Raw genomic sequence first — 20327 nt, 5'->3', positions numbered from 1 at the left:
GAACATGCCCAATCTCGCACTCGAACTCGGCAAGCAGTCGGCATCGCTCGGCGTCAACAGCGTCTACGGCGAGCAGCAGGACGTCGACGGCATCCGCCTCATCCCCGTGGCTCTGTCGTGGTCGGGCTTCGGCGCCGGCCAGGATGAGAGCGGCAACAACGGCGGGGGCGGCGGCGGCTTCGCGGTTCCCCTCGGTGCCTACATCCGCAAGGGCGACGATCTGCGTTTCGAGCCGAACCTCGTGTCGCTGGTCGCGGTGGCGATCCCCTTCGTGTGGGTTGCGGGACGCACGCTCAGCCGCATCATCCGTGCCCTCAAGCGCTGACGAGGTCGATGCGGCGCTCACGAGCGGGGTCGACCGCATCGAGTCCGCCATTGCGGCCTTGGAGCCGGAGATCACACCGATCGTCCTGATCGACGGACGTTCCGGCGCGGGCAAATCGACCCTCGCGCGACGGGTGCGCGAGCGGTGGGGGCGCCCCGTCAGCATGATCGGCCTCGACGAGCTGTATCCGGGGTGGGACGGGCTCTCGGCCGGTTCAACTCTGGCGCGGGAGTTCATCCTGATCCCCGTCAGCGAGGCAAGGGCGGCCGTGTGGCGACGGTGGGACTGGGCAGCCGATCGTCCGGGGGCCGAGGTGGAGACGCCCGCCGACGTCCCCCTGATCCTCGAGGGAGCAGGGGTGCTCACCCCGAGCACCGCGCCTCTGGCGCACGTGCGCGTGTGGGTGGAATCGCCCGAGAGTGCGCGGCGCGATCGCGCGCTCGCTCGAGACGGCGACACCTACCGTCCGCACTGGCGTCGCTGGGCCGACCAGGAAGAGGAGCACCTGCGCGCGCATCGCCCGCAATCGCTCGCAACGATCGTCATCGACGTCCCGTGAGGGCTGGGGGCGGTCAGTCCTCGATCGCCTGGAGCAGGCCTTCGAGGCGGAAGCCCAGCCAGTTGTAGACACCGAAGCGGGGGTCGTCGTCCTGCTCCTCTTCTGTGGTGATCCCGAGGCGTGTCGCGATCACCAGCCGCACCGCGGTCAACGTTCGCAACCACGCCGCGACAGCACCGGCATCCAGTTCGACGATCACCTCGGCCTCGGCGTCCGCGCGGTCCAGGTCTTGCGGACGCCGTGTCTGGCCATCGCGTTGCAGCGTCGCCAGCACCAGCGCCGCATCATCACGACGCCGATCGAGGAGGTCGTCCTGGGTCAGACGACGAAACTCCGCGGCATCCTCCGCAGCGTCCCGGTAGCCGTCGGGAACGAGGCGCGCGACGCCCGGATCATCGACTCCGTCGATGGCCTCGGTGAGCAGATCCGTGAACTGCAGGACGATGTCCGTGAGATGCGCGGCTTCCAGCGCGGACACCGCCATCCGCACCCTCGTCATGTGTCGGCCCTCCTGACGGTCGCCCAGAGGCCGTAGTCGTGCATCGCCTGGACGTGGAGCTCCATCTGCTCACGCGCGCCCTCCGCGACGACCGCGTGGCCCTCGTGGTGCACCAGCAGCATCAGACGCTCGGCATGCTCGCGGGTGTAACCGAAGTAGGTGCGGAACACATGGACGACGTAGCTCATCAAGTTGACCGAATCGTTCCAGACCACCGTCTGCCAGGGACCGGTCACCTCCGAGCGCTCCTCCAGGCGGACATCCTCGAGGGGAATCGTCATGCCCAACCCAACTCGTGCAGGCGCTCGTCGTCGATCCCGTAGAAGTGCGCGATCTCGTGCACCAGTGTGGTGTGCACTTCGTCCCGGAGCTCCACGATCGAGCCGCAGGCGTGCAGATGCGGCTCACGGTAGAGGATGATCCGGTCGGGCAGCTCCCCGGTGCCGTAACGGTCGCGCTCTGTCAACGCCAGACCGTCGTAGAGACCGAGCAGGTCGAGGGAACCGTCCTCGGGCCGGTCCTCGACGACGAAGACGACGTTGTCGAGTCCGACGAGCATACGCTCGGGCAGCAGATCGAGTTCGTCGGAGACGAGAGCTTCGAACGCGTCGGCGTCCATCTCGATCATGTCGACATCCCGATCGGGGAGAAAGTGGGGTGGCTAACGGGGCTTGAACCCGCGACCCCCGCGACCACAACGCGGTGCTCTACCAACTGAGCTATAGCCACCATGCGCCTGCTTCCAGGCAACCAGACGATTGTATTACACACCGGAGGCATACGACGACACGACGGCGGCCGCCGCGTCGCGTGCCTGGTCGCTGGAGGGCCCCGGCTCCGGAACGAAGACGGCCTGCCGGTAGTACGCCAGCTCACGAATCGACTCGAGGATGTCGGCCAGTGCCCGGTGGCCACCGTCCTTCGCCGGCGCGTTGAAGTACGCGCGCGGGTACCAGCGCCGAGACAGCTCTTTGATGCTGGAGACGTCGACGCTGCGGTAATGGAGCCAGCGGTCGACACGCGGCATGTACTTCGCAAGGAACATCCGGTCGGTGCCGATCGTGTTTCCCGCAAGCGGCGCCTTGCCCTCAGGAGCGAACCTCTGGATGTACTCGAGAGCTTCGAACTCCGCCTCGGCCAGGCTGATACCGTCCGGGATCTCGGCGAGGAGCCCGGAGGTCTCGTGCATACGCGTGACGAAATCGTTCATGTTCGCCAGCGCCGAGGCGTCGGGTTTGATCACCACCTGGAAGCCGGGGTCGAGGACGTTGAGCTCGAAGTCGGTGACCACGATCGCGATCTCGACGAGTTCGTCGACGTCGAGGTCGAGACCGGTCATCTCGCAATCGATCCAGACGAGACGATCGTTCTCCGCGGCATTCACCATGCGTTCATCCTAATGAGGGCCTGCGACCTCGGCGCCGACGCGTCACGATCAGCGTCGGGCCGGCGACCACAGTACGCTGGAAGAGCGCCTCCGTAGCTCAGTGGAAGAGCGACGGCCTTCTAATCCGTTGGTCGCAGGTTCGAATCCTGCCGGGGGCACCGCATCGAGCCGCCCGTCACGAGTCCGCGCCTGCCAGCTCGGCGCGTACGAGTGCTGCTCCGGCGGACAGTGCGCTCAGTTTGCCGAATGCGACCTCCCGTGACAGCGGGGCCATCCCGCAGTTCGAACTCGGAATCAGCTTGTCGGCGTCGACGAACGGCAACGCCCGCCGCAGCACCGCCGCGACCTCTTCCGGGGTCTCGACGTGCGCGCTGGCCACGTCGAGGGCGCCGAGCATGACCTTCTTGCCGCGGATGAGTTCGATGAGCTCGATCGGCACATTCGAGTGCTGGCTCTCCAGCGAGACGATATCGATGCGCGAGCGCTGCAGAAGAGGGAAGGACTCCTCGTACTGACGCCACTCGGATCCGAGTGTCGCCTTCCAGTCGGTGTTCGCCTTGATGCCGTACCCGTAGCAGATGTGCACCGCGGTCTCGACGCGCAGGCCCTCCGCGGCGCGTTCGAGCGCAGCGATTCCCCAGTCCTTCAACTCGTCGAAGAAGACGTTGAACGCCGGCTCGTCGAACTGGATGATGTCCACTCCGGCGGCTTCGAGTTCGCGAGCCTCCTCATTGAGGATCGTCGCGAACTCCCACGCGAGCTTTTCACGGCTGCCATAGTGCCGATCCGCCAACGTGTCGATCATCGTCATCGGTCCTGGCAGAGCCCATTTGATGGGCAGGTCGGTCTGCCCGCGCAAGAACGCCGCATCCTCGACGAAGACGGACGCGCGACGACCGACCGCGCCGACCACCGTCGGCACGCTGGCGTCGTAGCGGTTGCGGATGCGCACCGTCTCGCGGTTGTCGAAGTCGACGCCGTCGAGGTGCTCGATGAAGGTCGTGACGAAGTGCTGACGGGTCTGCTCGCCATCGGTGATGATGTCGACGCCGCGCCGTTGCTGCTCGTGCACCACGGCGCGCAGCGCGTCGCGTTTGCCATCGGCGAGCACGTCGCCGTGCAGCTGCCACGGCGACCAGAGCACCTCGGGCTCGGCGAGCCAGGCGGGCTTGGGGAGGCTGCCGACCGTCGTCACCGGCAGCAGAGGAGCCTGATGGACGGTGCCGTCGCCGGTCATGCGACGGGCTCCGCCACGCCGGCGATCCACTGTTCCAGGGTCTGGAGGTGGGGCTTCACGAAGTACTCCTCGGCGTAGCGGCCCTGGGTGACGGCCAGCTGGCTGCGCTCCTCACGGTCGTAGTCGATCTCGGTGCGGACGAAGTCGACATGATCCAGGGTGGGACGGTAGACCTCGCCGGCGGGGGTGAGTGCGTTGTACACCTCGGGACGATAGATCTTCTGGAACGTCTCCATCGTCGCGATCGTGCCGATCAGTTGCAGATCGGAGAAGTCGTTCAGCAAGTCGCCGCGGAAGTAGAACGCCAGTGGTGCGACGGAGCTGCGCGGCATGAAGTAGCGCACCTGCAGACCCATCCGGGCGAAGTATTCGTCGGTGAGAGAAAAGTCATCCTGAACGTACTCGGTGCCGAGCACCGGGTGGACGAGGCCCGTGCGACGGTACGTGCGGCTTGTCGACACGCTGATGCAGATCACCGGCGAGCCCGCGAAGCGCTGCCGGTAGGCATCCGACGCCAAGAACCGTTGGAAGAGCTCACCGTGCAGGATGCCGAAATCCTCCGGAACGGTGAACGTCCCCGCGGCGGCTGTCGCTGCCGGCAGCACGACGCTGAAATCGTAGTCGCGCAGATATGAGGAGAAATTGTTGCCGACGATGCCGCGGTGGCGCTCACCCGTGCGGTGATCGAGGATGCCGACGTCGAGAACCTCGATGATGGGGAAGCGCTCGGCCTCGGCCGTGTCGTCGAATTGCAGCTGCACCGTGACGATGTCGAGTTCGACCCGATAGCGCTCGGCGCCCTGATCGTCGCCGGCGGCGAGCTCGTTGAACCGACGGTCGATCATCGCGAGCGCGTTGCGGAGGTTCTGGCGGCGCCCGGCGCCACGCGCCAGATTCGCGAAGTTCGTCGTCACACGCGAATGTGCGGCGGGTGCGTAGTCCTCGTCGAAACGAGTGGTCGTGATGCTGAAAGCGATGTCGTTCGCCATGCGAGGGCCAATCCTGGGCAGGGGCCGGTACGGCCGCGAATGATGCTGATCCGAGCATGCGGGACGAGCGCTGTCATCGAGTAATGCGCTCAAACTATGCGCCCATATAGTCTGTGGCTATGTCTCGGCCCCCGATGGGAATCACACTGAAGCACCTCCAGTACTTCATCGAGGTCGCTGCGGAGGGGTCGATCAGTGCGGCGGCCGACCTGCTGTTCGTGTCGCAGCCGACGATGTCCGCTGCGATGCGCGACCTCGAGAAGAAGATCGGACGCGACCTGCTGCTGCGAACCGCCCGCGGAGTGAGCCTGACCACCGACGGCATCGAGTTCCTCGGATACGCCCGGCAGGTCGTCGAGCAGGCTGCACTGCTCGAACAGCGCTACCTCGGCGCTGCTCCCTCGCGGCGCCTGCTGGGCGTCTCCACCCAGCACTACTCCTTCGCCGTCGACGCGTTCGTCCGCATGGTCAGAGCAACGGACGCCGACGAGTACGAGTTCTCGCTGCGCGAGACGCGCACCTTCGACATCATCGAGGATGTGCGCACGCTGCGCAGCGAACTCGGCATCCTGTTTCGCAATGAGTTCAACCGCAACGTCATCGGAAAGCTCCTGCGCGACTCGGGGTTGGCATTTCACACGCTCTTCGTCGCTGCACCGCACGTCTTCGTCTCGCGCCGAAACCCGCTCTCGCTGCAGCGGAGCGTGAGTCTCGAAGACCTCTCATCGTTGCCTCGACTCACGTTCGATCAGGGTGCGAACAACTCGTTCTACTTCGCCGAAGAGATCCTGTCGACGCTGTCGAGCTCGCGCGAGATCCGCGTCTCGGATCGCGCCACGATCTTCAACCTGATGATCGGCTTGAACGGTTACACCATCTCGACGGGCATCATCAGCGACGACCTCGATCCCGAGATCGTGGCCGTTGCGCTCGACGTCGACGAGCAGATCGAGATCGGATGGATCGGGCGCACGGCGGTGCCGTTGACCGACCAGGCCCAGCGCTACCTCACCGAACTGCGCCAGGTGGTGGCCGGCTTCGGAGTGTCGCTCGTCGGATGACGGTGAGCCGACCCCTCGATAGTTCCGCCGCGAGCGCGTACCGTCGGCGGTGACGAGAGGAGTCATCATGACCTCGGCATCATCCACCTTGTGGGTCGCATACGGCACTGACGGCAACGTCGTCGGCACGGTGAGAAAGAGCGAGGAGGGCTACACGCCCACGGTCGCCGGCGCCACCGCGAGTGTCGGCACGTATCCGTCCATGGAGGTCGCGAAGAGCGCCCTCCACAGCCACCTTGCTCCCGGGTCCGACTGGCCGCAGTTCCGCCAGCACTAGGCGCTCTGCTGCGCAGCCCGCACCGCCACGGCGCGCCTCCCTGCGCGATCGGATCAGCCCACGCGCGGGGCGCCCGCCGCCGCGACCGGGTCTCGACCGGGGTCGACCTGGGCCGCGGCCCCGCGACGTGACACGTCGAGCAGTCGCAGAGCGACGTGGACCAGGGGACCGATGCCGGCTGCGAACAGCACCGTGCCGAGGCCCACGGTGCCGCCGAGGAGCCACCCGAACAGAAGCACGGTCGCCTCGATCGTGAGTCGACATGCCCATACCGGCCACCCGAGCCGGGAGTTCATGCCGGTCATGAGGCCATCGCGCGGCCCCGGCCCCAAGCGCGCTCCGATGTAGATTCCCGAGGCCAGCGCGACCAGCGCCATCCCGCCGAGGAACACGATCACTTGCGTCACGAATCCATTCATCGCCGGAAGCGCCAAGATCGTCAGCTGCATGCTGGTTCCGACGAGGAGGATGTTGGCAAGGGTGCCGATGCCCGGCCGTTGGCGCAGCGGAATCCACAGCAGCAGCACGAGCAGGCCGACGAGGTTCGTGATCCATCCGATGCCCGCCCCCGTCTGCACCGACAGTCCCTGCGCGAAGACCGTCCAAGGATCCACGCCGATCTGGGCCTGCACCATGACGCCGCAACCAACGCCGTAGAGGATGAGACCGATGAGCAGGCGAGCAAGACGTGCAGTCATGCAGCAATCCAATCTCACAATTGGACATCTACTACCAGTCCAATTCGGATACTGTGGCCACCATGGACTCGAGGATCGGGGCGCGGACGTTCGCCGGGATGCTGGGCGGGTGGCGCACGCGGGAGCCGGCGTATGAGGCCCTCGCCGACAGCATCCGCATCCTGTGCCTCGACAACCGCATCGCCGCGCACACCGCTCTTCCCGCCGAACGAGAACTCGCCGCTGCACTCTCGGTGAGCCGAACGACGGTCGCTGCGGCATATCGCAGCCTGCGCGACACCGGTCATATCGCAAGCCTTCGCGGATCGGGAAGCGTGACGACGGCGCGGCCGAGCCGTGACATCGGAGGCGCAGCGGCCACGACCGGCGCCATCGATTTGCAACAGGCCAGTCCCGCCGCGTGGCCGGGGCTCGCCGGCATCATCGCGGAGGCCGCGGCGGATGCCGCACGCATCGTCGCTCGGTCGGGCTATGACATCCGGGGCGCCATCGAACTCCGAGAAGCGATTGCCGACCGATACAGCGCACGCGGCATCCCGACCGACCCGAGCCAGATCGTCGTGACGACAGGTGCGCAGTCGGCGATCCACCTCCTGTCGACCGTTCTCGTCGGTCGTGGGGATCGGGTGGTCATCGAGACGCCGACGTACCCCCATGCGGCCGAGGCGATTCGTGCCGCCGGCGCGCGACTGGTAGCTGTGCCGGTCACGATCGGCGGAGGCTGGGACCTCGATCGCGCGGCTCAAGTGTTCACACGAACGCAGCCACGGATGGCCTATCTGATGCCACGCTTCCAGAACCCGACGGGCCGCTCGATGACGGACGAGGAAGAGGCAGCCTTCGCACACGCTGCCCGCGCCTCGCGCTCCACTCTCGTCATCGACGAGACCACCGCCGATCTGACCATCGACGTTCCCGCCGCATCACCGGCGTTCGGCCACGATGCCGTGGTGCGCGTCGGCTCGCTCGGCAAGATCGTCTGGGGTGGTCTGCGCATCGGGTGGATCCGCGCGGACGGGGAACTCGTGCAGCGAATCGTCGCGGCGCGCCCCGCCAGGGAACTGGGCACACCGGATTTCGAGCAGGCGGTCGCCGCTCGTCTCTTCAGCCACCTGCCGGAGATTCTCACGCAACGTTCTCTGCTGCTCAGATCGGGCCGAGACGCTCTCGTCGATGCGCTCACCCGCCGCCTGCCGGAGTGGAAGATCCCGCAGGTGCACGGCGGCGTGGCGCTCTGGGTGGAGCTGGATGCTCCTCTGAGCACGGGGCTCGTCCTCGCAGCCCGCGCCCATGGCGTTTCTCTCTCGTCCGGGTCGCGATTCGGGGTCGACGGGACGCACGACCGTCATCTCCGCCTGCCTTTCACGGCACCACCCGAGGAGCTCCGACGCGCCGTCGACACGCTCGCCGACGCGTGGCCCTCGGTGCGAGCCGCCGCCCCCGTGCACGGCGGCGAGATCCTCGACGCGGTGGTGTGACGAGCGCGGCTTGCTCGTCAGCGCAGATACGCCAGGCACTCGACCGCCTCGTCGAGCCTGCAGAACGAGCCCAGCTCGCGCATTCTGGCTCGGGCGAGTTCGAAGCGCTCCGCGTGAAAACGCGTCCCCTGCGCCGACTGCTCGCGCCGGACGTGTCCGATCACGATGCCGCGTCTGTCGATGACCCTCCACCGACGGTCGGACACCGCTCGCAAGGAACACCCGCGCACGGACCGAGGTAGGGCCGTTGCCGCACTGATCATGTCGCCACTCCCGTCACCGCCACTGACACCGCCACTTTCGAAGATACGTTCTCCCTCCGACATCGTCGGCACCCCCGGGCGCCGCCGTCGGACGACCGATCGACGCCTCCTCCCCATCTCTGCGCTTCGGCGCCGTCTCCACAATCTGCTCGCGCCTCGCGTCGACGCTCTGCGGCGAGAAGGACGCTGAGGGTGCCGCGGCGCACGAAGGATACGCCGGTCGCGGCGCCAGCCGGATCGTCCGGGCATCGAAGACAAGGAGAGTCATCATGAGCGATCGCATCACCGTCATCGGCAACGTCGCGTCCCAGCCCGAGCGTCGGGAACTGCCGGGCGGCATCCCCGCCATCAGTTTTCGACTCGCGAGCAGCGAACGACGCCTCGAGAACGGTCAGTGGGTCGACAGTCACACCAATTGGTACTGGGTTTCGGCATACAGGAAGCTGGCCGATCACGCCCTGGCATCGTTGGAGAAGGGGCAGCGGGTCATCGTCACCGGACGGTTCCGCGTCAAGCAATGGGAGTCGGGAGGAAAGAGCGGATCCTCCGCCGAGATCGACGCCGAAGGACTCGGCCATGACCTCATGTTCGGCACCACGAGCTTCCAGAAGGGAACCACACCGTCGGCGTCCGCGACTGTGGCGCAAAGCACGGGGTGGGCCGTGCCCGGCGACGGCCCCTCCGACATTCCACAGAGCACGGATGCTTCCAGCGACGCGGCCTCCTCACCCGAAGAACCGGATGTCGCCCTCGTCAGTGCCAGCGGGTGGGCCACAGCGGGCGAGGACACAACCCCGTTCTGACGCCGCCTAGACTCGTGACGTGCGAAACGTCGGTCAGCGTGCGGTCCCTTTCTCCCTCGCCGCATGCGTCGGCGTGGTCCTCATGCTCAGCGGCTGCACCACCGCAGCCCCCACCCCGACACCCACACTGTCGGTGTCCCTCACGCCCACGGCGACACCCACACCGACTCCGACGGGACCAGCGCTGATGCCGAACGGCTCTGCCACCCAGAATCTGCCCTACTTCACGTCGATCGTCGACGCGGTGGCGTCCGGTCCACAGGCGGCGCAGGGGCGGGCATACATCGACGCGCTCACTGCGGGCGGCTTCGACAAGTCGGCTATGGAAGTCACGCAGGATCTGACGACGGTCGGAAATCAGGCCGACTCGATCCAGTTCTCCGTCAAGTGGAAGGGCGAGTGCCTGGTCGGACAGGTCGGCCCGTCGGTACCCGGCCCGCAGGCGCGCGTGCTTCCGCTCGTGCCGGAGGGCACGTGCCTGGTCGGACAGACACGCCCGATCGACTGGTGACCAGCCGCCCGCACGCCGTGGAGGTCACCACGGCCGCGTAGACTTGGCCCGTTATGGCCGAATACATCTACTCCATGGTCCGTGCCCGCAAAGCGGTGGGCGAGAAGCTCATCCTCGACGACGTCACGATGGCGTTCCTCCCCGGGGCCAAGATCGGCATGGTCGGCCCCAACGGCGCCGGCAAGTCGACGATCCTGAAGATCATGGCCGGTCTGGACGCGCCGTCCAACGGTGAGGCCAAGCTGACGCCGGGCTTCACTGTCGGCATCCTGATGCAGGAGCCCGAGCTCGACGAGACCAAGACGGTCCTGGAGAACATCCAGGAGGGCGTGGCGATCAAGGCCAAGGTCGACCGCTTCAACGAGATCTCGGCGCTGATGGCCGACCCGGACGCAGATTTCGATTCCCTGCTGGCCGAGATGGGCGTGCTGCAGGAAGAGATCGACGCGGCCGACGGCTGGGACCTCGACTCGCAGCTCGAGCAGGCCATGGACGCGCTGCGCACCCCGCCCGCGGACGAGCCGGTGACCAAGCTCTCCGGAGGCGAGCGCCGCCGGGTGGCACTGGCGAAGCTGCTGCTGCAGAAGCCCGACCTGCTGCTGCTGGACGAGCCCACCAACCACCTGGACGCGGAGAGCGTTCTCTGGCTCGAACAGCACCTGCAGTCGTACAAGGGCGCGGTCATCGCCATCACCCACGACCGGTACTTCCTCGACAATGTCGCGGAGTGGATCGCCGAGGTCGACCGCGGCCGGCTCATCGGCTACGAGGGCAACTATTCGACCTATCTGGAGAAGAAGGCCGAGCGCCTCGACATCCAGGGCAAGAAGGACGCGAAGCTCGCCAAGCGCCTCAAGGACGAGCTCGACTGGGTCCGTTCCTCGGCGAAGGGGCGTCAGACGAAGTCGAAGGCTCGTCTCGCCCGATACGAAGAGATGGCGTCCGAGGCGGAGCGTACGCGCAAGCTCGATTTCGAAGAGATCCAGATCCCGGCAGGTCCCCGATTGGGCAGCGTCGTCATCGAAGCCAAGAAGCTCCAGAAGGGCTTCGGCGATCGCTCCCTCATCGACGGGCTGAGCTTCAGCCTGCCCCCGAACGGCATCGTGGGTGTCATCGGCCCCAACGGCGTCGGAAAGACGACGCTCTTCAAGACGATCGTGGGCCTCGAGCCGCTCGACGGCGGCGATCTCAAGGTCGGCGAGACGGTCAAGATCAGCTACGTCGACCAGAGCCGCGCCAACATCGACCCGAACAAGACGCTGTGGGAGGTCGTCTCGGACGGCCTCGACATCATCACGGTCGGCAAGACCGAGATCCCCTCGCGTGCCTATGTGTCGAAGTTCGGCTTCAAGGGCCCGGACCAGCAGAAGAAGGCGGGGGTGCTCTCCGGCGGTGAGCGCAACCGTCTCAACCTGGCGCTCACCCTGAAGGAGGGCGGCAACCTGCTCCTGCTCGACGAGCCCACCAACGACCTCGATGTCGAGACGCTGAGCTCGCTCGAGAACGCCCTCCTGGAGTTCCCGGGCTGCGCGGTGGTGATCACCCACGACCGGTGGTTCCTCGACCGCATCGCGACCCACATCCTCGCCTACGAGGGCACCGACGAGCACCCCGACAAGTGGTACTGGTTCGAGGGCAACTTCGAGGCGTACGAGGCCAACAAGATCGAGCGCCTCGGCCCGGACGCGGCCAACCCGCACCGCTCGACCCACCGCAAGCTCACCCGTGACTGAGCGACTGCACGTCCCCATCCACCTGCGATGGGGCGACCTCGACGCCTTCAACCACGTCAACAACGCGACGATGCTGAAGCTGCTCGAAGAAGCGCGTGTGCGGGTGTTCTGGACGCCGGTCTTCGGCGACGAAGCACCCGACACGGCGGTGATCGAGGCGGGTACGGATGCCGGTGTGCTGACGCTCATCGCTCATCAGGAGATCGAGTACCTCGCGCCGGTGCCGTACCGGCGCGAGCCGCTCGACATCCAGATGTGGTTCGGAAAGCTCGGAGGATCGAGCATCGAGGTCTGCTACGAGGTCTACAGCCCGCGCGGCGACGAGCGTCAGACGCTGTATGCGAAGGCATCCTCATCCGTCGTGCTCGTCGAAGCAGACACCTTCCGACCGGTGCGACTCACCGACACGATGCGTGACGCGTGGGCTCCCTACCTCGGTGACCCGGTGTCGTTCCGGCGGCACTGACAGCCCGACGAGTCAGCCGGTGTCAGGGGACGCGGACCATGATCTCCTGCCCGACCGAAGCGACGAGTTCGCCCTCGCGCGTGAAGATCCGACCCGAAGAGAGCCCGCGCCCTGCGCGCGCGCTGGGCGAGTTCTGCACGTACAGCAGCCACTCGTCGACGCGCACGGGCCGGTGCCACCACATCGCGTGATCGAGGCTGGCGACCTTCAGCCCGGGCTGCGACCAGGCGATCCCATGACCGCGCAGCACCGGCTCCTGGATGGTCAGATCGCTCATATAGGCCAAGACGGCGCGATGCAGCGCGGGATCGCTCCCGATAGGCCGCTTCGCCCGCATCCAGACGTTCTGGGCGGGAACGTGCTCGCCATGCACCGCGTCGTAGATCGCTCCCTCGGCATGCACGACCTCGATCGGGTTGCGATCCAGAAGACGCTGCGACAGCGGATGCCGCCGCGTCGTCTCCCATCGCGCGAGCGCCTCTTCGGGACCGAGGACGTCCTCCGGCATGCGGCTCTGGTGGTCCAACCCGGCATCCTCGTGTTCGAAGGAGCCGATCATCGAGAAGATCGGCACCCCGTCCTGGTAGACCTGCGTGCGGCGCGTGGAGAAGGAGCGGCCGTCGTGGATGCGATCGACCGACAGGGTGACTCCCCGCGTCGCGTCGCCGGGGCGCAGGAAGTACCCGTGCATCGAATGGGGCACGCGATCGTCGCCGGTCGTCCTGTCCGCGGCGATGATGGCCTGGGCCAGCACCTGGCCCCCGAAGATGCGGCCCGTCGGCATCGGGTGGGAGATCCCGGTGAAGATGTCCTCGGTGGTCCGGGCGTCACCGGAGGAGATATCCAGGACGTCCAGCATTTCGGCGACCGGATCGGTCTCGCCGCGCATCCCTGCTTCCACACGCTCTCCGTCCGTGATCCGTACCGCTTGATAGTTTAAGTCGGATGTCTGCACAGCTGTGGTTCCCCGACCCTTCGACGACGTCGGACGTCCTCACTTTCGCCGACCGCGCTGCGAGACTCGGTGACGGCGCCGTGCGCCTGCGCGCCGCAGGGGGGACACTCGCGCTGACGTCGGCGCCGCTCGCACCCCAGAGCCTGCTGGAATCCACCCCGACCGTGCTGGGGATGCGGTTCGTGCGCGTCGACCCCGAACTCGAGTGCGATCTCGTCGTGGATGCCGCGTCACTCACGATCGGCGACGACCCGCGCGCGGTTGTTCTCCCCGACTCCGCCGTCACGGCACCGTGGGCGGGAGTGTCTCCGCCGCGGGGCGGCTGGGTGGAGGAGAGCAGCATCGAGGCCGCCACACTCGTCTCGCGCGCGCAATGGGGCATCGCGGCCGTGGCCGAAGCGGTCCCCGAGGCCGCCGGCGAAGACGTGGTCCGGCTCGTGCGCGCCCAGGTCTGGGGGGAGGCCGACGGGGAGCTGGGCCAGCTGCCCCGTGGGGTGGCGTTCGCCGCCTTCGCTCTGGGCTTCATCGCCGGTGGCGAGACGGCCGCGGTTCGGCGCAGCGGCCCGTGGACGCGGATCACTCTGCAACGCGGGCACGTGCTGACACGGACGCGCGTGCACACGGGGCTGACGGAGGTTCGGGCGACGGGCGTCGCCTGAAACGTGATCTGACCCGCCCCGCGGCGATGGCACACTAACCGACTGCCGCCCGTCCCGCGATGCGACCGGAGAAGAGGCATCCGCCGACGAAGGTGCCCTCCAGAGCCCGGTAGCCGTGCACACCGCCGCCGCCGAAGCCCGCCGCCTCACCGGCGGCGAACAGCCCCGGGATCACGGAGCCCCGTTCGTCCAACGCCCGTGCCGACAGGTCTGTCTTGATGCCCCCGAGAGACTTCCGCGTGAGGACGTGGAGCTTGACGGCGATCAGCGGTCCGTTCGCCGGGTCGAGAATCCGGTGAGGTGCCGCGGTGCGGATGAGGCGGTCGCCGCGGAACGCGCGTGCGGATCTGAGCATCGCGATCTGCGCATCCTTCGTGAAGTCGTTGGCGATCTCGCGGTCGCGCGCCTCGATCTCGCGGCGCACGAGCTCCGGATCGAGCACCTCGCCACCGGGAAGAGCCCGCATGCCCTCGATCAACTCGTCCAACGACCTGCGGACGACGAAATCCGCTCCCCGGTCCATGAAGGCTTTGACGGGACCTGCGGCTGACTTGCCGAGTCGCGAACGCAGCAGCAGACGCACGTCTTTCCCGGTGAGATCGGGATTCTGCTCGCTTCCGGAGAGCGTGAACTCCTTTTCGATGATCTTCTGCGACAGCACGAACCAGGAATGGTCATGTCCCGTGCGCCGCAGGTGCGCCAGTGTGCCGAGCGTGTCGAACCCGGGGTACAACGGCACCGGGAGGCGCGCACCCGTCGCCTCGAGCCACACCGACGACGGGCCCGGGAGAATCCGGATGCCGTGGTTCGGCCAGATCGGACTCCAGTTCTGGATGCCCTCGACGTAGTGCCACATGCGGTCCCCATTGATCAGGTGCGCCCCGGCCGCCCGCGCGACGGGCTGCATGGACCCGTCGACGTACGCGGGGACGCCCGTGATCATCCGCGTCGGCGGCGTGCCCAATCGCGCCGGCCACTGTGCGCGGACGAGATCGTGGTTGCCGCCAATGCCGCCGGAGGACACGATCGTGGCGGCCGCGAGGATCTCGAACGAGCCGACGACGTCCCGCGACGTCTGCTCTCCTCGCGCGGCCGCTGAGGGGGCGAGCACGTCGCCGTGCGCGCCCGTCACACCCCCCGCGTGGGTCCTCAGTGCCGTGACGCGGTGACGCGGGAGGATCGTGATGCGCCCGGTCGCTTCCGCGGCCTCCACGGATGCCTGGAACGGCGCGACCAGTCCTGGGCCCGTTCCCCAGGTGATGTGGAAGCGCGGCACAGAGTTTCCCGGGCCCGTCGCGTTGTATCCACCGCGCTCCGCCCACCCGACGACGGGGAAGAAGCCGACCCCCTTCTCCCTCAACCAGGCCCGGTTCTCTCCGCTCGCGAAGTCGAGGTAGGCCTCGGCCCACTGGCGCGGCCAATGATCATCGTCGCGGTCGAACTGCGCCGTGGCGAACCAGTCCTGACGGGCAAGCTCGAGGGAGTCGGAGATTCCGAGCCGTCGCTGCTCCGGAGAATCGACGAAGAACAGGCCGCCGAACGACCAGAACGCCTGGCCGCCGAGGTTGGCGCGTGGTTCCTGGTCGACGATGATCACGCGCCGCCCGGCGGCGGCCGCTTCCGTCGCGGCCACGAGCCCGGCAAGGCCCCACCCGATCACGAGCACGTCCGCCTCGTGATGCTGTGACTTTGCGATCGTCGACTCCTTCGTCGTGGTCCCGTGCCGGAGGGGGAGCGTCAGCTCGTCGGATCCGAGGGATGAAGCGGTAGCGAGGATGCCGTGGGGGTCCGTTCGGGACCGATCCCACTCGGCTCGAATGTGTTCACCATGGCATGCGCGGCGCGCTGGAGGTAGTCCCAGAGTGTGGCTTCGTGCAGCGGAGACAGCTCAAGCTCGTCGACGGCACGGCGCATGTGCGTCAACCATCGATCCCGCGCGTCCGGATTGACGTGGAAAGGCATGTGCCGCATGCGCAGACGTGGATGCCCGCGTCGTTCGCTGTACGTCGTCGGTCCGCCCCAGTACTGCTCGAGGAAGAGGGTGAGCCGTTCGGCGGCGGGGCCCAGGTCGTCCTCGGGATACATCGGTTTGAGCACGTCGTCGGCGGCCACGCCGCGGTAGAAGGCATTCACGAGCCGCACGAAGGTCTCGTGCCCGCCGACCTGCGCATAGAACGTCTCCGCGTCGTCGCTCACGAACTCTCCTCATCCGTCTTCTTCGGTGTCGTCGTCGAGCCGTCCGGGGACGTCGCGGCATCCGCCCCGCCGGAGGCCATCGACGCGGGGGCCTCCTTTCCGCCGCGCTTGGGCTTCCAGATGCCCTTGCCGTCCGCCGTCGCGACGGGTGTCGGCCGCGTGCGCGGCGGGTTGGCGCCGCGCACGCGCTGGGCGCCCTCGAGGCCGGCCAGCATGACCGTGTTCATCGACGGAAGGGTGACGCCCATTTCGTCCATCGCCCGCTTCAGACGCATCCTCAGTTCCCGGGCGACATCGTCCTTCGCGTTGGCACGCGTCTTCATGACGAGACGGATGACGAGCGCGTCCCCCGTGATCGACTCCAGGCCCCACACCTCGGGCTGCTCGATCACGCGGGTGCGCCACTTCGGATCCTTCGCGAGGTTCTTCGCCGTGGCGAGCATGGTCTTCTCGACCTGATCGATCTCGACGTCGACCGGCAGAGCGAGGTCGATGATCACACGAGACCATCCCTGGGACATGTTGCCGATGCGGGTGATCTCGCCGTTGCGTACGTACCAGAGTGTCCCGTTGACGTCCCGGACGTGCGTGATGCGGACGCTGACGTACTCCACGATGCCGGTGGCCAGACCCAGATCGACGACGTCGCCGATGCCGACCTGATCCTCGGCGACGATGAAGATGCCGTTGAGCACATCCTTGACGATGTTCTGCGCACCGAAGCCGAGGCCGGCGCCGATCGCCGCCGACAGCAGCGCGAAGGAGCCGAGCGCGCTGGGAGCGAGCACGTTGAAGGTCAGCAGGATGGCGATGGTGACGATCGCGACGTTGACGATGTTCTGCAGGATCGACCCGAGCGTGCGGGTGCGCTGCACGAGCCGCATGGCGGCCAGCGGTGAGCGCTCCAACGCCTGCGTGTCATCGACGTTCGCCTTGCTCTTGGCGCCGGAGACGATCCGGTTGACGATCCTCCGGATGACCAGGCGCAGCACCCACGAGGCGATGAAGGCACCGACGATGATGCCCGCGATCGTGAGGAGGTTCACCCCGGCCTCGCCCAGCCAGGTGAGGATCGCCGTCCACACCCCGGGGTCGATCACGGGGGCCGTCGCTCCGCCGCCGGAGTCAGAGAAGTACCGCATCTCCTCGATCCTAACGAGGCCGGCTCTGTCCGTTCTGGGAACCCGCGGGGGAGTCATCGGCCCACCCACCCCAATGGGCGATGATGACGGCCTGAATGCGATCTCGCGCACCCAGCTCGGCAAGCACGCGACCGACGTGGGTCTTCACGGTCGTCTCGCTGAGAAACAGCTCGCGCGCGATCTCGGCGTTCGTCAGCCCGCGCGCCAGCGCGAAGAACACGTCCTTCTCCCGAGGCGTGAGCTCGCCGCTGGCCCCGGCATCCAGAGCGCCGAAAGCGTACTCGTCGAGGTCAAACGTCGTGAGCACCAGCACCCGCGTCTCCGGCGCCTCGGCGACGACACGCGCCGTCGCCGCCACACCATCGAGTCGCGGCATGCGAACATCCATCAGCACGACGTGCGGTCAGAGCGCTGTGCACATCGCGACGGCATCGGCGCCGTCGACCGCCTCGCCCACCCCGGCGATGTCCGCCTCGGCGTCCAGTACCAGGCCGAAACCCAGCCGGATGAGCTGCTGGTCGTCTCGGCGATGACGACACGAATCGGGTCGGGCCCGTCGCCGCACGGGCGCGCGCCGCATCCTCCGTGGCCGTGGCGCCCTCGGCCAACGCGACCATCACCGTGAGCGAGTGCGCCACGACATCGTGCATCTCGCGAGCGATGCGCGCACGCTCGGCAGCGGCGGCGTGCTCCGCGTGCTGCGAGCGTTCGGCCCACAGCTGACCGGAAGTCTCCATCAGCGCCTCGACGTAACGGGCGCGGTTGCCGATGTTCACGCCCACGAGGCACCCGAGCAGGAGGCCCACCGCAAGAGCGGCGCACCCGTTGACCGCCGTCGACCACGGCAACGCCCCGAGCAGGACGGCGGTGCCCGCGGCCATCGCCGCCCCACCGACGACGATTCCCGACGCGATCCACGCGGCCGAGGGCCCCGCGTACACGGCGACGGCGTAGACGGCGACGGCCGTCGTCGCCGCCCCCACACCCGCACCGGATGACACGGCGAGAACGGCGCCGACCGCCGCGAGCGAAAACGGCACCAGTGGGAGACGGCGACGCCAGAGCATCGCCACGCACGCGAGGGTGAGCACGACGACGACGATGGGACGCACCCCCGTCCACAGCCGCGCGTCGCCGGCGAAATCGTCCCGTCCTGGGGCGGGAAACGTCACCAGGGCGGTGAGAAGAGCGACGATGACGTCGGTCAGGCGAGGATGGCGCGCCCAGAAGCGGCGGATCACGCCGGGTGGACGCGGAAGCCGTCATCTCCTCCAGCTCAGGCGTCCCGACCGCGCAGGCTCGCCCAGGCTCCGAGAAGCAGCGCGGCAGGCCATGCCGCGAGGGTCGCCACGCCTCGCAGCACGTCCTCGCCACCGGCGGTGGTCGCGGACTGCGCCCCCGACACCGGCAGATAGGCGCTGGCATCCACGATCCACTTCCAGCCCTCGCCGGCGAAGGAGAACATGCTGAGGACGATCGGCAGGACGAACAGCACGCCCACGGTCGCCGCGATCGCGCCGGCACCGTTGCGCACGATGAAGCCGAAGCCGAGACCGATCAGGGCGAACATCGCCATGGCGAACACACCCGCCAGCAGCGGGAACCAGGACAGCGTGGGATCCGACCAGTCGATCGCCGTCTTGAGGATCGGTGCCGTCGTCAGCACGGCGATCGCGTAGGTCACCGCGGTCGTCAGGGCCAGGACGACCGCCACGACGAGGGCCTTCGCGATCAGCACGGCGCCACGACGCGGCTCTGCCGTCAGAGTCGAGCGGATCATCCCCGTGGAGTACTCCCCGGTGATGGCGATCGCTCCCAGGATGCCGGCGACGAGCATCGTGAACTGCATCGGCATGACGATGACCATCACCGGCGCGAACCCCGCGTCGAAGTCACGCAGGGCCGAGGCCATCAGCAACGAGATGCCCACCGAGAGCGCGACGGTGATCGCGAGCGACCACCAGGTCGAGCGCAGCGACAGCAGTTTGAGCCACTCGCTGCGAACGACGCGGGCGAACGTGAGGTGGTAGGGCGAGGCCGCGGCACGTGTCTGCGCAGCGGACGATGCCGTCGGGGCGGTCGCGGTGGTCATGCGATCTCCTTCGTCTTGTACTGGACGGCGCCTTCGGTGAGCGCCATGTAGGCCTCTTCGAGCGAACCGGTTCGTGGTGTGAGCTCGTGCAGGGGGATGCCACGCTCAGCGGCGAGATCGCCGATCGCGCGAGCGCTGACGCCCGCGACGAGCAGGCCTCCGTCGCCGGCATCGGTCACCGTGACGTCCGGCGAGCCGAGCGCTCCGGCGAGATCGGATGCGCGCGGGGTGCGGACGAGCACCTCATTGCGCGTCCATGCCCGCACCAAATCGGGAAGGGGCGCGTCGGCGATCACGCGTCCGCGACCGAGGACGATCACGTGGTCGGCGGTCTGCGACATCTCACTCATCAGGTGGCTCGACAACAGCACGGTGCGGCCTTCTCCCGCCAGATGACGCACGAGCTGACGCACCCACCGCACGCCTTCGGGGTCGAGGCCGTTGACCGGCTCGTCGAGAATCAGCGTCTGCGGGTCGCCGAGAAGCGCCGCCGCGATGCCGAGTCGCTGCCCCATGCCGAGGGAGAACTTCCCTGCGCGCTTGCCCGCGACAGCCTCGAGACCGGTGAGGGCGATGACCTCGTCGACGCGCGTGTTCGCGATGCCGTGGGTCGCCGCCATGGCACGCAGGTGCCCACGGGCCGAACGCCCCGTGTGCACGGCTTTCGCATCGAGCAGCACGCCGACCTCCGTGAGCGGTGAACGACTCTGCGTGTACCCGTGCCCACCGACGCTCACGCGGCCCGCCGACGGGGCGTCGAGCCCGACGATCATGCGCATGGTCGTCGACTTTCCGGCGCCATTGGGGCCGAGAAAGCCGGTCACCTGCCCGGGTCGCACCGTGAACGAGACGTCGTCGACGGCGGTGGTGCTTCCGTATCTCTTCGTGAGGTTCTCAGCAACAATCATGCTTCGACGCTACGGCGACCCAGGTCGGCACCACATCCTGCGAGAGGATGAGATCAGCCGCGCACCCTCGTCCGGACGGAGGATGCGCG

24 protein-coding genes, 2 tRNA genes and 2 pseudogenes are annotated in these 20327 nt (G+C 67.6%); 11 read left to right on the top strand and 17 right to left on the bottom strand.

Annotation, left to right across the window (positions count from 1 at the left end):
- Positions 1 to 4 precede the first annotated feature (4 nt).
- Positions 5 to 325: a hypothetical protein gene (locus JOE53_RS06860; RefSeq protein ID WP_204947238.1), complete on the top strand. Its 321-nt coding sequence runs from the start codon at positions 5 to 7 to the stop codon at positions 323 to 325.
- A complete protein-coding gene (locus tag JOE53_RS06855) occupies positions 309 to 884 on the top strand; it encodes a nucleoside/nucleotide kinase family protein (RefSeq protein ID WP_036285384.1) in 576 nt (191 codons plus the stop codon). The genes JOE53_RS06860 and JOE53_RS06855 overlap by 17 nt, the downstream gene beginning before the upstream one ends.
- Before the next feature lie 13 nt (positions 885 to 897).
- On the opposite strand, the gene JOE53_RS06850 is transcribed toward JOE53_RS06855, so the two are convergent.
- The 5 genes from JOE53_RS06850 to orn form a co-directional block, all read right to left on the bottom strand.
- Positions 898 to 1383: a DUF2017 family protein gene (locus JOE53_RS06850; RefSeq protein ID WP_204947237.1), complete on the bottom strand. Its 486-nt coding sequence runs from the start codon at positions 1381 to 1383 to the stop codon at positions 898 to 900.
- On the bottom strand, positions 1380 to 1664 hold the full coding sequence (clpS, locus tag JOE53_RS06845) for an ATP-dependent Clp protease adapter ClpS (protein WP_204947236.1): 285 nt from the start codon (positions 1662 to 1664) through the stop codon (positions 1380 to 1382). The genes JOE53_RS06850 and clpS overlap by 4 nt, the downstream gene beginning before the upstream one ends.
- Complete coding sequence (locus tag JOE53_RS06840) at positions 1661 to 2011, bottom strand: metallopeptidase family protein (protein WP_036285558.1); 351 nt, start codon at positions 2009 to 2011, stop codon at positions 1661 to 1663. The genes clpS and JOE53_RS06840 overlap by 4 nt, the downstream gene beginning before the upstream one ends.
- A 25-nt stretch (positions 2012 to 2036) precedes the next feature.
- A tRNA-His gene (locus JOE53_RS06835) sits at positions 2037 to 2112 on the bottom strand.
- 34 nt (positions 2113 to 2146) lie between these two features.
- A complete protein-coding gene (gene orn / locus JOE53_RS06830; protein WP_036285393.1) occupies positions 2147 to 2770 on the bottom strand; it encodes an oligoribonuclease in 624 nt (207 codons plus the stop codon).
- 86 nt (positions 2771 to 2856) lie between these two features.
- On the opposite strand from orn, the gene JOE53_RS06825 reads away from it, so the two are divergent.
- Positions 2857 to 2928, top strand: a tRNA-Arg gene (locus JOE53_RS06825).
- A 17-nt stretch (positions 2929 to 2945) separates the two neighbouring features.
- Here the strand turns inward: JOE53_RS06825 and JOE53_RS06820 are convergent.
- Both JOE53_RS06820 and JOE53_RS06815 read right to left on the bottom strand, forming a co-directional pair.
- Positions 2946 to 4007, bottom strand: coding sequence for a methionine synthase (locus JOE53_RS06820; protein ID WP_112931424.1), 1062 nt, complete (start codon positions 4005 to 4007; stop codon positions 2946 to 2948).
- On the bottom strand, positions 4004 to 4996 hold the full coding sequence (locus JOE53_RS06815) for a putative oxygenase MesX (RefSeq protein ID WP_204947235.1): 993 nt from the start codon (positions 4994 to 4996) through the stop codon (positions 4004 to 4006). The genes JOE53_RS06820 and JOE53_RS06815 overlap by 4 nt, the downstream gene beginning before the upstream one ends.
- A gap of 119 nt (positions 4997 to 5115) precedes the next feature.
- Here JOE53_RS06815 and JOE53_RS06810 point away from each other — a divergent pair, with 119 nt between their 5' ends.
- Both JOE53_RS06810 and JOE53_RS06805 read left to right on the top strand, forming a co-directional pair.
- Positions 5116 to 6057, top strand: a complete 942-nt coding sequence (locus tag JOE53_RS06810) for a LysR family transcriptional regulator (protein ID WP_204947234.1) — start codon at positions 5116 to 5118, stop codon at positions 6055 to 6057.
- Positions 6058 to 6124: 67 nt separating this feature from the next.
- Positions 6125 to 6334: a hypothetical protein gene (locus JOE53_RS06805; protein WP_036285410.1), complete on the top strand. Its 210-nt coding sequence runs from the start codon at positions 6125 to 6127 to the stop codon at positions 6332 to 6334.
- Positions 6335 to 6387: 53 nt separating this feature from the next.
- Here JOE53_RS06805 and yczE read toward each other — a convergent pair whose 3' ends face one another.
- Positions 6388 to 7032: a membrane protein YczE gene (gene yczE, locus JOE53_RS06800; protein ID WP_061683243.1), complete on the bottom strand. Its 645-nt coding sequence runs from the start codon at positions 7030 to 7032 to the stop codon at positions 6388 to 6390.
- A gap of 62 nt (positions 7033 to 7094) precedes the next feature.
- Between yczE and yczR the strand changes: the two genes are divergently transcribed.
- Positions 7095 to 8510 carry a MocR-like transcription factor YczR gene (gene yczR / locus JOE53_RS06795; RefSeq protein WP_204947233.1) on the top strand — a complete coding sequence of 472 codons (1416 nt, stop codon included), beginning with the start codon at positions 7095 to 7097 and terminating at the stop codon, positions 8508 to 8510.
- Between the two features lie 17 nt (positions 8511 to 8527).
- On the opposite strand, the gene JOE53_RS14695 is transcribed toward yczR, so the two are convergent.
- The gene (locus JOE53_RS14695; RefSeq protein WP_231477064.1) at positions 8528 to 8674 is read right to left on the bottom strand and encodes a hypothetical protein; all 147 of its coding nucleotides are present in this window, start codon (positions 8672 to 8674) and stop codon (positions 8528 to 8530) included.
- A 368-nt stretch (positions 8675 to 9042) separates the two neighbouring features.
- On the opposite strand from JOE53_RS14695, the gene JOE53_RS06785 reads away from it, so the two are divergent.
- The 4 genes from JOE53_RS06785 to JOE53_RS06770 are packed head-to-tail and all read left to right on the top strand — an operon-like array spanning position 9043 to position 12286.
- Positions 9043 to 9576, top strand: coding sequence for a single-stranded DNA-binding protein (locus tag JOE53_RS06785; RefSeq protein ID WP_204947232.1), 534 nt, complete (start codon positions 9043 to 9045; stop codon positions 9574 to 9576).
- Between the two features lie 19 nt (positions 9577 to 9595).
- Positions 9596 to 10087 (top strand): DUF6993 domain-containing protein, encoded by a 492-nt coding sequence (locus tag JOE53_RS06780; RefSeq protein WP_036316709.1) that lies wholly within the window; start codon positions 9596 to 9598, stop codon positions 10085 to 10087.
- Positions 10088 to 10140: 53 nt separating this feature from the next.
- Positions 10141 to 11820 (top strand): energy-dependent translational throttle protein EttA, encoded by a 1680-nt coding sequence (gene ettA / locus JOE53_RS06775; RefSeq protein WP_061683240.1) that lies wholly within the window; start codon positions 10141 to 10143, stop codon positions 11818 to 11820.
- Positions 11813 to 12286 (top strand): acyl-CoA thioesterase, encoded by a 474-nt coding sequence (locus JOE53_RS06770; protein WP_204947231.1) that lies wholly within the window; start codon positions 11813 to 11815, stop codon positions 12284 to 12286. Before ettA ends, JOE53_RS06770 begins: the two co-directional genes overlap by 8 nt.
- Positions 12287 to 12308: 22 nt before the next feature.
- Here JOE53_RS06770 and JOE53_RS06765 read toward each other — a convergent pair whose 3' ends face one another.
- On the bottom strand, positions 12309 to 13175 hold the full coding sequence (locus JOE53_RS06765; protein WP_204947230.1) for an acyl-CoA thioesterase: 867 nt from the start codon (positions 13173 to 13175) through the stop codon (positions 12309 to 12311).
- Between the two features lie 56 nt (positions 13176 to 13231).
- On the opposite strand from JOE53_RS06765, the gene JOE53_RS06760 reads away from it, so the two are divergent.
- On the top strand, positions 13232 to 13900 hold the full coding sequence (locus tag JOE53_RS06760; RefSeq protein ID WP_204947229.1) for a hypothetical protein: 669 nt from the start codon (positions 13232 to 13234) through the stop codon (positions 13898 to 13900).
- Between the two features lie 34 nt (positions 13901 to 13934).
- Here the strand turns inward: JOE53_RS06760 and JOE53_RS06755 are convergent, their stop codons facing one another.
- The 7 genes and pseudogenes from JOE53_RS06755 to JOE53_RS06725 form a co-directional block, all read right to left on the bottom strand.
- Positions 13935 to 15596: an FAD-binding dehydrogenase gene (locus JOE53_RS06755; RefSeq protein ID WP_204948186.1), complete on the bottom strand. Its 1662-nt coding sequence runs from the start codon at positions 15594 to 15596 to the stop codon at positions 13935 to 13937.
- Positions 15597 to 15637: 41 nt separating this feature from the next.
- Positions 15638 to 16096 carry a globin gene (locus JOE53_RS06750; RefSeq protein ID WP_204947228.1) on the bottom strand — a complete coding sequence of 153 codons (459 nt, stop codon included), beginning with the start codon at positions 16094 to 16096 and terminating at the stop codon, positions 15638 to 15640.
- Positions 16093 to 17238 (bottom strand): mechanosensitive ion channel family protein, encoded by a 1146-nt coding sequence (locus tag JOE53_RS06745; RefSeq protein WP_204947227.1) that lies wholly within the window; start codon positions 17236 to 17238, stop codon positions 16093 to 16095. Before JOE53_RS06745 ends, JOE53_RS06750 begins: the two co-directional genes overlap by 4 nt.
- A gap of 10 nt (positions 17239 to 17248) precedes the next feature.
- Positions 17249 to 17781: pseudogene (locus JOE53_RS06740) on the bottom strand (response regulator transcription factor).
- 29 nt (positions 17782 to 17810) lie between these two features.
- Positions 17811 to 17975 (bottom strand): annotated as a pseudogene (locus tag JOE53_RS14965) (histidine kinase); the annotation flags it as partial.
- Between the two features lie 539 nt (positions 17976 to 18514).
- Positions 18515 to 19330 (bottom strand): ABC transporter permease, encoded by an 816-nt coding sequence (locus JOE53_RS06730; protein ID WP_036285443.1) that lies wholly within the window; start codon positions 19328 to 19330, stop codon positions 18515 to 18517.
- Positions 19327 to 20238: an ABC transporter ATP-binding protein gene (locus JOE53_RS06725; RefSeq protein ID WP_204947226.1), complete on the bottom strand. Its 912-nt coding sequence runs from the start codon at positions 20236 to 20238 to the stop codon at positions 19327 to 19329. Before JOE53_RS06725 ends, JOE53_RS06730 begins: the two co-directional genes overlap by 4 nt.
- Positions 20239 to 20327: the final 89 nt, after the last annotated feature.

It is taken from the genome of Microbacterium laevaniformans, from assembly GCF_016907555.1.
GTDB classification, from domain to species: Bacteria; Actinomycetota; Actinomycetes; order Actinomycetales; family Microbacteriaceae; genus Microbacterium; species Microbacterium laevaniformans.
The sequence above is the reverse complement of the archived record's forward strand: the minus strand, read 5'-3'. Positions and strand labels throughout refer to the sequence as shown.